Source organism: Streptomyces sp. NBC_00988 (assembly GCF_045162645.1).
Lineage (GTDB): Bacteria > Actinomycetota > Actinomycetes > Streptomycetales > Streptomycetaceae > Streptomyces.
The window spans coordinates 9,214,514-9,228,249 of sequence record NZ_CP108730.1 but is presented as its reverse complement, the minus strand read 5'-3'; the positions used below and the strand labels follow the sequence as shown (position 1 = coordinate 9,228,249).

General features: G+C 72.0%; 8 protein-coding genes. 3 read left to right on the top strand and 5 right to left on the bottom strand.

Annotated features, from left to right (window positions below; translation table 11 throughout):
• Window positions 1–12: 12 nt before the first annotated feature.
• From OG496_RS41835 to OG496_RS41820, 4 genes are read right to left on the bottom strand one after another with little or no spacing between them, the layout of a single operon-like run.
• Window positions 13–756 (bottom strand): phosphotransferase family protein, encoded by a 744-nt coding sequence (locus OG496_RS41835; RefSeq protein WP_405974571.1) that lies wholly within the window; start codon window positions 754–756, stop codon window positions 13–15.
• Window positions 757–811: 55 nt separating this feature from the next.
• The gene (locus OG496_RS41830) at window positions 812–1,543 is read right to left on the bottom strand and encodes an FAD:protein FMN transferase (RefSeq protein ID WP_405974570.1); all 732 of its coding nucleotides are present in this window, start codon (window positions 1,541–1,543) and stop codon (window positions 812–814) included.
• Window position 1,544: 1 nt separating this feature from the next.
• Window positions 1,545–1,997 (bottom strand): FMN-binding protein, encoded by a 453-nt coding sequence (locus OG496_RS41825; RefSeq protein ID WP_399393450.1) that lies wholly within the window; start codon window positions 1,995–1,997, stop codon window positions 1,545–1,547.
• 10 nt (window positions 1,998–2,007) lie between these two features.
• Entirely contained in the window at window positions 2,008–3,345 is a 1,338-nt protein-coding gene (locus OG496_RS41820; protein ID WP_366493138.1) for a ferredoxin reductase family protein, read from the bottom strand.
• A 150-nt stretch (window positions 3,346–3,495) separates the two neighbouring features.
• Between OG496_RS41820 and OG496_RS41815 the strand changes: the two genes are divergently transcribed.
• Entirely contained in the window at window positions 3,496–4,185 is a 690-nt protein-coding gene (locus tag OG496_RS41815; protein ID WP_405974569.1) for a response regulator transcription factor, read from the top strand.
• Window positions 4,182–5,624, top strand: a complete 1,443-nt coding sequence (locus tag OG496_RS41810; protein WP_405974568.1) for a sensor histidine kinase — start codon at window positions 4,182–4,184, stop codon at window positions 5,622–5,624. Before OG496_RS41815 ends, OG496_RS41810 begins: the two co-directional genes overlap by 4 nt.
• Window positions 5,625–5,802: 178 nt before the next feature.
• On the opposite strand, the gene OG496_RS41805 is transcribed toward OG496_RS41810, so the two are convergent.
• Window positions 5,803–6,408, bottom strand: a complete 606-nt coding sequence (locus tag OG496_RS41805) for a GPP34 family phosphoprotein (RefSeq protein WP_405974567.1) — start codon at window positions 6,406–6,408, stop codon at window positions 5,803–5,805.
• A 367-nt stretch (window positions 6,409–6,775) separates the two neighbouring features.
• Between OG496_RS41805 and OG496_RS41800 the strand changes: the two genes are divergently transcribed.
• The gene (locus OG496_RS41800; protein WP_405974566.1) at window positions 6,776–13,735 is read left to right on the top strand and encodes an SDR family oxidoreductase; all 6,960 of its coding nucleotides are present in this window, start codon (window positions 6,776–6,778) and stop codon (window positions 13,733–13,735) included.
• Window position 13,736 lies beyond the last annotated feature (1 nt).

Here is a 13,736-nt window from a genome sequence, read left to right as displayed (position 1 = left end):
GCCCGTACTGCCTCACATCCGGGATCTCAGCACGTCGACCTCACAGCCCGGCGCGAACGGGTCGAAGCCGTGCTCGCTCAGCCAGCGGACCACCAGCAGGCTTCGCAACGACCACCACCCGCGGATCACGTCGAGGTCGACGTCGGTGCCGTAGCCGGCGAGGAGGTCGCCGAGGCGCTCCTCGTGTCCGAGGGTGAAGGTGGCGAGGTCGTACAGGGCGTCGCCCGGGCCCGCCTCGGACCAGCCGATGATGCCGGTGACCTGGTCGCCGTCGATGAAGACGTGCGCGATCTGCAGGTCGCCGTGCGTGAACGCCGGAGTCCAGGGCCGGAGCGCGGCCTCGGCGACCTGGCGGTTGCGGGTGACCAGGTCGGCGGGCAGGACGCCGTTCGTCACGAGCGACTCGCACTCGGCGTCGAGTTCCGCCCTCAACGCGTCGAGGCCCTTTCCCCGGCCGGGCCAGGGCGGCAGGGGCGCCTCGTGCAGCTTCCGGATGGCGGCACCCGCCGCGGCCCACGCCGCCGGCGATCCGGTCGACGGCCCGCCGAGGCGACCGAGTGTCGTCCCCGGGACCGCCGTGATCGCGAGCGCGGGCGGCTTGTGCCACAGGACCTCCGGGGTCGGCACCGGCGCCAGGGCCATCGCCGCGACCTCGGCGTCGATGCGCGCCTGGTCGGCGTCCACCTTCAGGAACACGTCGCCGACGCGCAGGGTCGCGCGCTCGGAATGGGCGACGACGACTTCGACCTCATCCATGGGCGATCAGTATCCCGGGGACGACCGCCGACGTCGCCGGGTTTGTCGCGTGCGCCTACGCGGCGACCGTCGCGACCGGAAATCCCGGTGTACGGCGGACCCGCCGCCCGGCGTCGACCGCGAACACCTCGCAGCCGGGCCGGGCGGCGGCCCAGTCGACGCCCTCCGGACCCATCGCGAAGGCCGCGGTGGCCGTGGCGTCCGCCTCCGTCAGGGAGGCGGCCACGACGGAGATGCTGAGCAGGCCGGTCGCGGGTTCGCCGGTGCGTCCGTCGACGATGTGGTCGCCGCGCTCGTAGCGCGCGGAGGTCGCCACCGCCCCGTCGGTCAACTCCAGGACCGTGCACAGCTGGTCGGCGTGTTCGGGATGCCGTACGCCCACCCGCCATGGGCCGCCGGCCACGACCACGTCGCCCCCGGCGTTGAGGATGAAGCGCCGGGCGCCGGCGGCGGTGAGGAGTTCCGCCGCCCGCTGCACCGACCACCCCTTGACGACCGCGCAGGGGTCGAGGGGCCGGCCGGGCAGGCGGACGTCGAAGGCGCCGCCGGTCGCGACCCGGTACCGCTCGCAGAGGTCGAGCACCTCGGTCAAGTCCGCGCTGAGGTCCGGGAGTCGCAGCTCGCCGCGGTCGTAGCGGCAGACCTCGCTGTCCGGGCGGAATGGGCTGAAGCGGGCGTCGACCTCGCGCAGCCAGGCGAAGAGCGCGTCCGCCGTCTCGTCCCCGATGCCCTCGTCGTCGACGCGCAGCGACACCGGGAACCCCATCACATGCTCAACGCGGTTCATTTCAGGCGCCCTTGGCGTCGATCGCGGCCTGGAGCGACTGGACGTAGGCGTCGCTGGTGATCGTGGCGCCGGACACCGTGTCGATCTTCGAACTCTGCGCCTTGAGGGTCTCCTCGATCAGCACCGGGACGGCCGCCGTGGTCTGCGGGTGGTCCGGCTGCTGGAGCATGCTCACGGAGCTGATCTTGTCGCCCTCGAAGGTCACCTGCACCTGCACGGTGCCCTTGGAGGTGTTGATCGCGGTGCCCTGGACGACCTTCTTCGAGGACGCGGACGGCGTGGACGCGGAGCCCGACGACGAGGAGGTGGCCGTGGGGGTCGGAGTCGGGGTCGAGACCGCCTCCGTGGTCGTCGTACTCGTCGAACTCGTCGTCGTCCCGATGGACGGCTCGTAGCGCCACACGGGGATCAGCCCCGCGACGGACAGCACCAGGACAGGTATGACTCGCTTCACGATATGTCTCTCATCCCGCCAGGCTGAAGCGTTCGAAGTGGATCTGCTGCTTGGGCACGCCGATGTCGCCGAGGCTGCGCAGCACCGCGTTCATCATCGGCGGCGGTCCGCAGAGAAAGACGTCGCGGTCGGCGATGTCCGGTACGAGGCGGGCGAGTTCGCGCGGGGCGAGCTTGTCGGGGACGGGCGGGCCGGTGACCAGGTGGAGCTGGGCGCCCTTGGCCCGGGCCAGTTCGGCCAGTTCGTCGTAGAGGACGGCGTCGCGGTCGGTGGCGACGCGGTAGATGACGACCGCGTGGCCCTCCAGGTCCTCCAGCAGGGCGCGGATCGGGGTGACGCCGACGCCGCCCGCGATGAGCAGGGACTCCGGCTTCGTGCGGTGCAGGGTGGTGAAGGCGCCGTAGGGGCCCTCGGCGAAGACGCGGGTGCCGACCTTCAGGTGGCGCAGGGCGGCCGTACCGTCGCCCGCGGTCTTGGCGGTGAGGCGGAGGCGGGTGCCGTCGGGGGCGGCCGAGAGGGAGAAGGGATTGGCCTGCCACCAGCGGTCCTTCGTCAGGAACCGCCAGAGGAAGAACTGCCCTGCCTGGGCCGGGAGTTGGTGGAGGTCGCGGCCGGTGATGTAGATCGAGACGACGTTGTCGGACTCGGGGACCACCGCCTCCACCCGGAACTGGTGGCGCAGGTTGCGCCACAGGGGCAGGACGAGCCGGCCCAGGGCCACCGAGCCGAGCGCGACGCCCCACACCGCGTACCAGTACGTCGTGGCGGCGGACGACGCGGTGAACGTCGTACCGACCGCGACCTGGTGGGTGAAGGCGAGGACCACCGCGACGTAGGTGTACAGGTGGATGAAGTGCCAGGTCTCGTAGGCGAGCCGGCGCCGGGCGTAGCGGGCGGAGGTCGCGCCGATGACGAGGATCAGGGCGAACGCGACGAGCGCGCGCAGGATGCCCTCGGTCGTCTCGGCGAGGTCGACGACCTCGCCGACGGGGCCGGTGTCGGTGCCCTGGGCGTAGCCGAAGGCGATGAACACGAGGTGCCCGAGCAGCGTCCAGAGCAGCGCGAAGCCGGTCCAGCGGTGCCAGTTGGTGAGCCGGTCCATGCCGATCCGGCGGTCGAGCCAGGGCAGGCGGGCCACCAGCAGCAGCTGGAAGGCCATGACGAGCGCGCCGTAGAGGCCGAGGAGGCGGCCGATGACGATGAGCGCGTTGGAGGCGAATCCGGCCTGGGCGAAGAAGACGGTCACCACGGCGACGTTCGCGGCCAGCACGGCGTACAGGCCCGTGCGGGCCACCACCCTGGGGCGTATCGCCGTGGGGGGCGCAGGGGGTGATTGGACGGTCGTCACGGACGGCAGCTCCTTGATCGGGTCCTGGGAGACGAGCTTGACCTCGGGGGGCTGTCGTTTTCCTGTCGGCCACCTTTCAAGTGCTTATCGATGCGGGTGTGGCGGTGCCGCGGGTCTGGCGTCCACCGGTGCGTGAAGCACTATGAGCAGGTGGAAAAAGTACGACTCCTCGTCGTGGACGACGACCCGCCGATCGCCGATCTTGTCGCGACGGTCGCCCGGTACGAGGGCTGGGAGGCCGCGTGCGCGTACTCCGGTGAGGAGGCGCTGACCGTGGCCGCCGAGTTCAAACCGGACATCGTGGTGCTCGACCTGATGCTGCCCGGCCTGGACGGTTTCGGTGTGCTGGACCGGCTGCGGCACTCCGGGACGATGGTGCCCGTGGTGTTCCTCACGGCGCGCGACGCGGTGGCCGACCGGGTCGCGGGGCTGACGCGGGGCGGTGACGACTACCTGGTCAAGCCGTTCGCGGTGGAGGAGCTGATGGCCCGGCTGCGAACCGTGCTGCGGCGCAGCGCCGGGCCCGGTTTCCCGCGCTCGGTGCTGCGGGTCGCCGACCTGACAATGGACGAGGACACCCGCGAGGTGCGCCGCGCCGACCGTCTCCTCACGCTCACCCCGACCGAGTACGAGGTCCTGCGCTATCTGATGCGCAAGTCGCCGACCGTGCTCACCAAGGCGCAGATCCTCGACCATGTGTGGGAGTACGGCTTCGGCGGCCGCTCCAATGTGGTGGAGCTGGTGGTCAGCCGCCTGCGCCGCAAGCTCGACGGGGGGCACGATCCGCTGATCCACACCGTGCGCGGCTTCGGCTATGTGATCCGGCAGGCCGCCGAATGATCCGACGACTGCGCCACAACTGGCGCCGGGTACGCCTGGGCACCCGCCTCGCCCTGGGCGTCGGCGTGCTCTCGCTGATCGTGTTCGCGGTCGTCGGCACGGCCCTGACGATGTACATGCGGGACTATCTGCAACGCCAGGTCACCGACCAGATGAAGCTCGCCCAGGTCGTCCAGTCCAAGGACGCCCAGGTGCACGGCATCGTCGAGCGCAAGCCGTACTACGGCTGGTACACGGCGGTCTACGACGTCAAGGGCACGACCCCGAAACTGCGCGAGCCCTCCGACGTACCGGACGACACCAGCGCGCTCACCGCCCTCGCCAAGACCATGGCGCACTCCAAGACGGAGATCTCCCGCACGGTGACGATCGACGGCGAGGGCACCTACCGGCTGCGCGCCTGCGAGGTCGAACCCGGAGTGGTCCTGGTGAGCGCGGCCCCGCTGGCGGACGTGCAGGGCACGGTACGGCAGCTGGTCACGGTCCAGGTGGTGGCGTTCGCGCTGGCGCTGCTGGTGCTGGTGGTCATAGGGCGGAACCTGCTGCGGCGCGGGCTGCGCCCCCTCAGCGACATGGCGACGACGGCCCACGGCATCGCCTCGCACGACCTCACCGAGTCGGCGGCCCGGCTGCCGCTGCGCGCCGAGCGGGGCGACGGCGGGCCCGAGGTGGAGGAGCTGCGCACCGCGTTCAACACGATGCTGGAGCACATCGACGACTCCCTCGCGGTGCGCGCGGAGGCCGAGCAGCGGCTGCGCCGGTTCGTCGCGGACGCCTCGCACGAGCTGCGGACCCCGCTGATGTCGGTGCGCGGCTACGCGGACCTGTTCCAGTACGCGGCCGCGAACGTCCCCGAGGAGCGCGACAAGCACCTGGCCCGGCTGCGCGCCGAGGCCGCCCGCATGGGCGTCCTCCTCGACGACCTCCTCCTGCTGGCCCGCCTCGACGCGGCGGACGTGGAGACGCCGCTACGGCCGGAGGACGCGGACCTGGTGGACCTGGTGGGGCAGGCGGCGGACGCCTTCCGTGCCGGGCACCGGGACCACCCGCTGACGGTGTCGGTGCCCGAGTCCCCGGTGTGGCTGCGCGTAGACCCGGTCCGCATCCGCCAGGTGCTGGACAACCTCCTGACCAACGCGGCCGTGCACACCCCGGCCGGGACGCAGGTGTCGGTGTCGCTGTCGGTCGCCGCCGGCACGGCATCCGTACGGATCGCCGACGCGGGCCCCGGTATCCCGGAGGACGACCGGGCCCGGGTCTTCGACCGCTTCTACCGGGTCGACAAGGCCCGCACCCGGGACCGGGGCGGCAGCGGGCTGGGCCTCGCGGTGGCCCGGTCGCTGGCGAAGGCGCACGGCGGCACCGTGGAGCTGACGTCCGAGCCCGGCGCGACGGTTTTCACGGTGACGATCCCGTTGGGGGCGGCTTCGTTCCGGTGAGGTTCCTGTCGGGGGCGGCTTCGTCCCGGTGAACGCGGGTAGCGTGCGCCCCCGCTCGGTCTAGCTCAGCGACGGCCTTGTGCCTACCATGGGTGACGTGGCGTCACCTGAGGCTCAGGACCATCAACTGGCTCTGTTTCATCGGCAGTTGTCGTGCTTCAAGGCCGAGAGGTCACCGTCACATACCGCGCCACACGTTGTCGTAGGCCGCGTCCTCGACACTCTTCCGCTGCCGCACGGCCTCCAGCTCCGTCACCGCGTCGTGGACCACGGCGATGACCGTGTCCAGCGACTCGTCGGTGACCTTCGCGGAGTCCTCGTCGGACACCTCGCGGATCCCGGCGGCCGCGGCGAGCTGGGCGAGGACGGGTTCGCCCTGGGCCCAGCGGTCCGCCGCGCGGCTGCGGGCCGGGGAGTCGACCAGGGCCGTCCGGCCGGTGCGGACCGGGATCCAGCGCCCGCGCTGCCGGGCGACCAGTCCCTCCGCCTCCAGCGCGGCGAGATAGGCGGAGGACAGGCTGCGCCCGCGCCGCCACAGCCAGTCCTCGACCGACTCGTACGGCGTCTCCCGCACGAGCGCGGTCGCGGCCTGGTCCAACAGGCCGTCCGCCAAGGGGAGTTGGGGGTTCGGCACGATCAGGTCGCCGTCCAGCACGACGGCTTCGGCGGCGAGGAGGTCGACCACCTCCGCTCCGGCGAGCGCGAGCGACAGATCACCCGTCTCGACGGGGCGGTCGGGTGCGACATCCATGGCGACGATCATCAGGTCCCGCGGTGTGCTCATAGGTGCCAACCTAGCGCGGCTTATGCGAGGAGGCAGCGACACCCAACGTTTACATAATTCCGCCCCGCCGTCAGTGGTGTTTCGGGACTGTGAGCCCCGGATGAATATCGGGGGCTTTTGGACCGCTTGAGCCACTGCGGTCCGAGTGGTGTGCCCTCTGAAGGAAATTGGCAGGGTTTTCGGTTGTTTGGGGACCCGTTTCCGGCTGGCCGGATCACTGCCGTCAACCAATTGCTTGCCTTGCCGTTGTTGACCGACGAGTAACCGGGGGGCTAGCTTTCCATCAGCCCTCTTGCGCCTCTGCGATTACATCGGCGCCCCTGCCGAAACCCCCCACCGTGCAGTTTCACCGTTTATTCGGAGAATCATGACGCCTGTCGCGCGCGCCGAAGCAATGATCATTGGAATCACTCCGTTCCATGAACCGGATGCCCGACTCGCGGCGGCCGTCAGCCGCGCCGGCGGCCTGGGCGTACTTGACCTGGGAATGGGCGACCGAAGATCAAGAGAGACTCTGGCGAGAATCCGGCGCTGGTCCCCTGGCCCTTTCGGGGTACGGGTCGGACCCCACTGCCGGATCGGTCCCGCCGACCTGACGACGGGCGCCGGCGCGGTCCCGCACACCGTGGTCCTCACCGCGGACGCCGCCTGGCAGGTCGACGAGGTCGCGGCACAGCACCGGGTGCTGGTCGAGGTCACCGACCCGGACCAGGCACTGGCCGCGGTCCGCGCAGGTGCGCACGGGCTGATCGCCCGGGGCGCCGAAAGCGGCGGCCGGGTGGGCGAGTTGAGCACCTTCGTGTTACTCCAGCGCCTGCTCGCCGAGCCCGGTGTGGACGTCCCGGTCTGGGCCTGCGGCGGCATCGGCCCCCGTACGGCCGCGGCGGCCGTGGCCGGTGGCGCGGCCGGGGTCGTCCTCGACAGCCAACTGGCCCTGCTCGCCGAGTCGTTCCTGCCGGAGGCGGCGGCCGCCGCGCTCCGCTCGATGGACGGCTCCGAGACCACACTGGTGGCCGGACACCGCGTGCTCCTACGACGCGGTCCGGACGCCCCGCAGGTGCCTGCCGACCGGGTGTCCGAACTGCTCGGCGCCCGCGACCCGCGCACCCAGTTGCTGCCGGTCGGCCAGGACGGTTTCCTCGCCGCGCGCTTCGCGGAACGCTGGGGCGACGCGGGTCGCACGGTGCGCGAACTGACCGCCGCCATACGGGAGTCGGTGCGGGACGAGAGCCCGGCCGACGCGCTGCGCGCCGGTTCCCCGATGAGCCGGACGCTCGGTACCCGACTCCCCGTCGCCCAGGGCCCGATGACCCGTGTCAGCGACCAGGCGGAGTTCGCCGCGGCCGTCGCCGAGGGCGGCGCCCTGCCGTTCGTCGCGCTCGCGCTGTCGAGCGGCGAGCAGTCGCGGGCGGTGCTGGCCGAGACCCGCGCCGCCGTCGGGAGGCGCCCCTGGGGTGTCGGGGTGCTCGGCTTCGCGCCCGAGGAGATGCGCAACGCCCAGCTCGAAGCCGTACGGGAGTTGAGGCCCACGCACGCGATCATCGCGGGCGGACGCCCCTCCCAGGCCGAAGCGTTGGAACGGTCCAACATCTCCACCTTCCTCCATGTGCCCTCGCCGGGACTGCTCCGCCAGTTCCTGGACGCCGGTGTCCGCAGGTTCGTGTTCGAGGGCTCCGAGTGCGGCGGCCATGTCGGACCGCGCGGCAGCTTCGCGCTGTGGGAGGCCCAACTCGCCGTCCTGGACGACTTCTTGGAGACAGCGGCAGCGGGTACGGCGGAACACATCGAGGTGTTCTTCGCGGGCGGCGTCCACGACGAGCGCTCGGCGGCGATGGTGGCCGCCCTCGCCGCACCACTCACCGCACGCGGCGCCGCCATCGGCGTACTGATGGGCACCGCCTACCTGTTCACGGAGGAGGCGGTGACGCGTGGAGCGGTCCAACCCCTGTTCCAGGAGCAGGTGGTCCGGGCCACGCGGACCGCGTTGCTGGAGACCGCGCCGGGTCACGCCACCCGCTGTGTGCCAAGCCCGTTCAGCGACAACTACCTCGATTTCGAAGCCCAGTTGCGTGAGCAGGGCGTACCCGACCGGCAGATCTGGGAGAAGCTGGAACGACTCAACGTCGGCCGGCTGCGCATCGCCAGCAAGGGCGTCGAGCGGGACGCGGACGGCGCGCTGACCGCCGTGGACGAGCAACGCCAGCTCGCCGAGGGGATGTTCATGGCCGGCGAGGTCGCCGTGCTGCGTTCGGCGACCACCACGATCGACGCCCTGCACCGCTCGGTGACCGAGGAGGCCGCCGGCTTCCTGGCCGAGAGCGCTCGAACCGCCCGCGCCCGCCTGGGAGTTGAGGAGACCGTCGAGCCGGAGGCACCGGCCCCGCTGGACATCGCTGTCATCGGCATGGCGTGCATGTTCCCGCAGGCGCCCGACCTCCCCACGTTCTGGGCGAACATCCTCGGCGGGCGCGACTCCGTCGACGAGGTCCCGCCGGACCGCTGGGACCCCGCCGTCCACTACTCCGCCGACAAGACCGGCGCCACCCCGTCGAAGTGGGGCGGCTTCCTGCCGCGCATCCCCTTCGACCCGCTGCGCTACGGCATCCCGCCGGCCTCCCTCGGCAGCATCGAACCGGTGCAGCTGCTGGCCCTGGAAGCGGCCCGGCGTTCGCTGGAGGACGCCGGATACGGGGACCGGGGGCGGGAGTTCGACCGTGCGCGCACCTCCGTGGTGTTCGGCGCGGAGGCGGGCAGCGACCTGTCCAACGCGACCACGCTGCGCGCCGTACTGCCCTCGTACTACGGGAAGATCCCGCAGGGCGTCGAGGAGCAACTCCCCACGCTCACCGAGGACTCCTTCCCCGGCATGCTCTCCAACGTCATCTCGGGCCGTATCGCCAACCGGCTCGACCTCGGCGGCGCCAACTTCACGGTCGACGCGGCCTGCGCGTCCTCGCTGGCCGCCGTCGACGTCGCCTGCAAGGAACTCGTGGGCGGCACCAGCGATGTCGTGCTGTGCGGGGGCGCCGACCTCCACAACGGCATCAACGACTACGTCCTCTTCTCCTCCGTGCACGCCCTCTCCCCCACCGGCCGCTCCCGCGCCTTCGACAGCTCGGCGGACGGCATCGCGCTCGGCGAGGGCGTCGCGTGCGTGGTCCTCAAGCGGCTCGCGGACGCGGAGCGGGACGGCGACCGGATCTACGGCGTGATCAAGGGAGTCGGCAGCTCCAGCGACGGCCGCTCCCTGGGCCTGACCGCACCCCGGCCCGAGGGCCAACGGGCCGCGCTGGAACGGGCGTACCGCAACGCGGGCGTCTCCCCCGCCGAGGTCGGCCTGGTCGAGGCGCACGGCACGGGAACGGTCGTCGGCGACCGCACCGAACTCTCCATCCTGAGCGAGGTGTTCACCGAGTCCGGTGCGGAGAGGGGCAGTTGTGCGCTCGGCTCGGTCAAGTCGCAGATCGGGCACACGAAGTGCGCCGCGGGACTCGCCGGCCTCATCAAGACCGTGCTGTCCCTCTACACCGGCGTGAAGCCGCCCACCCTGCACATGAAGCAGCCCAACTCGGCCTGGCAGGAGGACAGCAGCCCGTTCGTCTTCCACGCCCGGCCCCGGCCGTGGGCGGCGCCCGCCGAGGAACGCGTCGCGGGCCTCAGCGCGTTCGGCTTCGGCGGCACCAACTTCCATGCGGTGATCGGGGCTTACGGCGAGGCGGTTCCGCCGGCGCAGGGTCTGGACGCGTGGCCCGCCGAGTTGCTGACCTTCCGTGGAGCGGACCGGGCGGCGGTGCGACGGGGCATCGAGGAGATCCTGAAGCTCGCGGAGGCCGGGCACTGGAAGCTGCGCGACCTCGCGCTGAGCGCGTCGCGGCGCTCCGACGCCCGGCAGGAGCCGGTGCAGGTGGCGGTCGTGGCACGGGATGCGGAGGGGCTGGTCGGGCAGTTGCGGCGGGCGTTGGCAGGTGAGCATGATCCGGCCGGGGGTGTCCATCTCGCAGAGGCGGAGACGGGGACCGAGCCGGAGTCCGGGGCTGCGACCCAGGCCGGCACGGGCACCAGCACCGGCAAAGTCGCGTTCCTCTTCCCCGGCCAGGGCAGTCAGCGCCCCGGCATGCTCGCCGACGTCTTCATCGCGTTCCCCGAGCTGCAGCACTATCTGCACCTCGGCCGCGACCACGCCGACGCGCTCTACCCGCCCACCGCCTTCGACGACACCGCCCGCGACCGCCAGCAGGCAGGCCTCACCGACACCCGGGTCGCACAACCCGCCCTGGGCATCGCCGGGTTGGCCGCCCACGCCCTGCTCACCGAGGCGGGCGTACGGCCCGACATGGCGGCCGGGCACAGCTACGGGGAGCTGGTCGCCCTGTGCGCGGCCGGTGCGATCGCGCCGGAGGCCCTGCTGGAGCTGAGCGCCGAGCGCGCGGCGGCGATCCTCGAGGCCACCGGCGCGGACGACCCGGGAACCATGGCCGCGGTGGCGGCCGGTGCCGAGGACGTCGAGCAGGCCCTGAAGGCGGCGGACGCACCCGACTCCGTCGTCGTCGCCAACCACAACTCGCCCCGCCAGACAGTGATTTCGGGCCCTACAGAGGCAGTCGCCACAGCCGTACGGCTCCTGCGCGACGCCGGTCTCGGCGCCAAGCGCATCCCCGTGGCCTGCGCCTTCCACAGCCCGCTGGTGGCGGGGGCGGGCGAACGGTTCGCACAGGCCCTCGCCCAACGGCCGGTGCTCACACCCGAGTTCCCCGTCTGGTCCAACCGCACGGCCGCCCCGTACGGCGAAGGCGCCGACGCCGTCCGGGCCGAACTCGCCGCGCAGATAGGCTCGCCGGTCGGCTTCGTCGCGCAGATCGAGGCCATGTACGAGGCGGGAGCCCGGGTCTTCGTCGAGGCCGGTCCCGGCTCCGTACTGACCCGGCTGGTCGACCAGATCCTCGGCGACCGCCCGCACCGCACGGTCGCGTGCGAGCCCCGGCAGGACAGCGGGCTGCGCGGCTGGCTCGACGCGCTGGCCCAACTCGCCGTCGCCGGGCTGCCGGTGCGCACCGGATGGCTCTTCAACGGGCGCGACGCCGTCGACGCGGCCCGGACCCCCGTGCCCTCGCGACCCGGCTGGACGGTCGACGGACAGCTGGTCCGTACCGCCGCCGGAGCACTCCTGCCCGGTGCCCTCGCACCGGCCCGACGCGTTGTGGAGACGACTGTGACGACGAACCCTCAGGACGGTGTCCCCGTCGAGGCGAACAGGGACGCGCTCATCTCCGAATTCCTGCGCACCAGCCGGGAGATGGTGGCCGCGCAACGGGATGTGCTGATGACGTACTTCGGCGCGGTGCAGGGGGCGGTGCCGCAGGGAACGTGGGTTCCGGCACCGGCACCGGCCGTGATCGAGGCGCTGCCGCAGATACCCGCCCTGCCCGCGGCCGCGACTCCGACAACTCAACAGCCCACAGCAGCACAGGAGTTGACGGCTACCCCGGCGGCCCCCGAGGCCGTCACCGAGGCCGACGTACTCCGGGTCGTCCTGGAGATCATCAGCGAACGCACCGGCTACCCCGTCGACATGATCGAGCCCGACCTCGATCTGGAGGCGGACCTCAGCATCGACTCCATCAAGCGCGCCGAGATCGCCGGTGAACTGGCCCAACGGCTGGGCATCGGCGGCGGGATGGACGTCGCCACGCTCGACGACGCCGAGTTGGAGGACCTGGCGAAGGCCCGCACTGCGGCCTCCGTCACGGGCTGGCTGTCGGCACGGCTGACGGAACCCGCGGCGACGGACGAAACTCCCCCGAGTGCCAACGCCCCCCAGGTCACTTCCCCGAGCGCCCCGCAGGACGAGGTCACCGGCGCCGCCCCGAAGCGGCTCCAACTGCGGCCGGTACTGCTGGCGCACCAGGACGGCGACAACCCGGCGGACCCGGCGTCCGTGCTGGGCGGCCGACGGTTCGTCCTCTACGGCGACGGTGACAGCGGCAGTTCGGAGGCGGTCGCGGCGCGGCTCTCCTCGTACGGCGCCGACACGGTGACCGTAGGCCCCGAGCACCAACTCACCGACACGGACGGCCAGGTGGACGGCGTCCTGTATCTCGCGCCGCTCACGGCGTCGGCCCCGGTGCTGCCGGACGCGTTCCCCGTGTTCCAGGCCGCTCTGCGGCGCGGCCCGCGCCAACTCCTCGCGGTACAGGGCGCGGACGGTGGATCGGCGGGGCTGCACGGGCTGTTCCGTACGGTTGCGCGCGAGTACCCGGACACCGTCGCCCGGGTCGTCGAGCCGGCGGACACCGCGCCGGACGCCGTCGCCGACGCGGTGATCGCCGAACTGCTCGCACCCGACATCGAGCCGGTCGTCCTGCGAACTGCCGCCGGACGACACGGACTTGAGCTGACGGAGACACCGCTCGGCGCGCTCGCGACGAACGGTGCGGGACCAGCCGGTGACGGAGTCGCCGAAGCCTCGGCGATCGGGCTCGACCGTGACTCGGTGGTGCTGCTGGTGGGCGGCGCTCGGGGTATCACCGCGAAGTTCGCCGTCGCGCTCGCCGCGGCCTCCCGGTGCCGTATCGAACTGCTGGGCAGGACGGCCGCACCGGCAGGGCCCGAGGACCCGGCGACCGCGGGTGCCCGCACCCCGGCCGAACTGCGCGCCGCCCTCGCCGCGAAGGGCGGTGGACTCACGCCCGCCGCGATCAACCGCACCGCCGAACTCCTGCTCGCCCAGCGGGAGATCACCGCCACCCTGGACGAACTGACCGCCCTCGGCAGCCAGGCCCGCTACCACTCCGTCGATTTCCGCGAACCGGACGCCGCACTCCAGGCGGTCAAGGAGATCCACGCCGAACACGGCCGCCTCGACGGTGTCGTCTACGCGGCCGGCGTCATCGAGGACCGGCTGATCGCCGAGAAGACCACCGAGTCCTTCCAGCGGGTCTACGGGACGAAGACGCACGGCGCCGAGACCCTGCTGTCGGCCCTGGAGGAACTCCCCAACGGCCCTGCTTTCGCCGTCCTGTTCGGCTCCATATCCGCCGTCCTCGGCAACCGGGGCCAGGTCGACTACGCCGCCGCCAACGACGCGCTCCAGAGCCTCGGTACCGCCTGGGCCGCCCGGACCGGGCACCGCGCGCTGACCGTGCACTGGGGTCCCTGGGCGCCCACCGGTGGTCACCACGGCATGGTCACCCCGGAGTTGGGACGCGAGTACGCCCGGCGCGGCATCTCGCTGATCGACCCCGAGGAGGGCACCGCGGCCCTGCTGCGCGAGCTCGCCTGGGGCGACGAGTCAGCAGGGGCCGTCGTCTACACCGCTTCGGGCTGGTAGC

What these genes read in the sequence shown, in the direction of transcription:
- OG496_RS41800 (WP_405974566.1), top strand. Translation starts at nt 6,776, where the DNA reads ATGACGCCTGTCGCGCGCGCCGAAGCAATGATCATTGGAATCACTCCG.
- OG496_RS41830 (WP_405974570.1), bottom strand. Translation starts at nt 1,543, where the DNA reads ATGAACCGCGTTGAGCATGTGATGGGGTTCCCGGTGTCGCTGCGCGTC.
- OG496_RS41805 (WP_405974567.1), bottom strand. Translation starts at nt 6,408, where the DNA reads ATGAGCACACCGCGGGACCTGATGATCGTCGCCATGGATGTCGCACCC.
- OG496_RS41810 (WP_405974568.1), top strand. Translation starts at nt 4,182, where the DNA reads ATGATCCGACGACTGCGCCACAACTGGCGCCGGGTACGCCTGGGCACC.
- OG496_RS41835 (WP_405974571.1), bottom strand. Translation starts at nt 756, where the DNA reads ATGGATGAGGTCGAAGTCGTCGTCGCCCATTCCGAGCGCGCGACCCTG.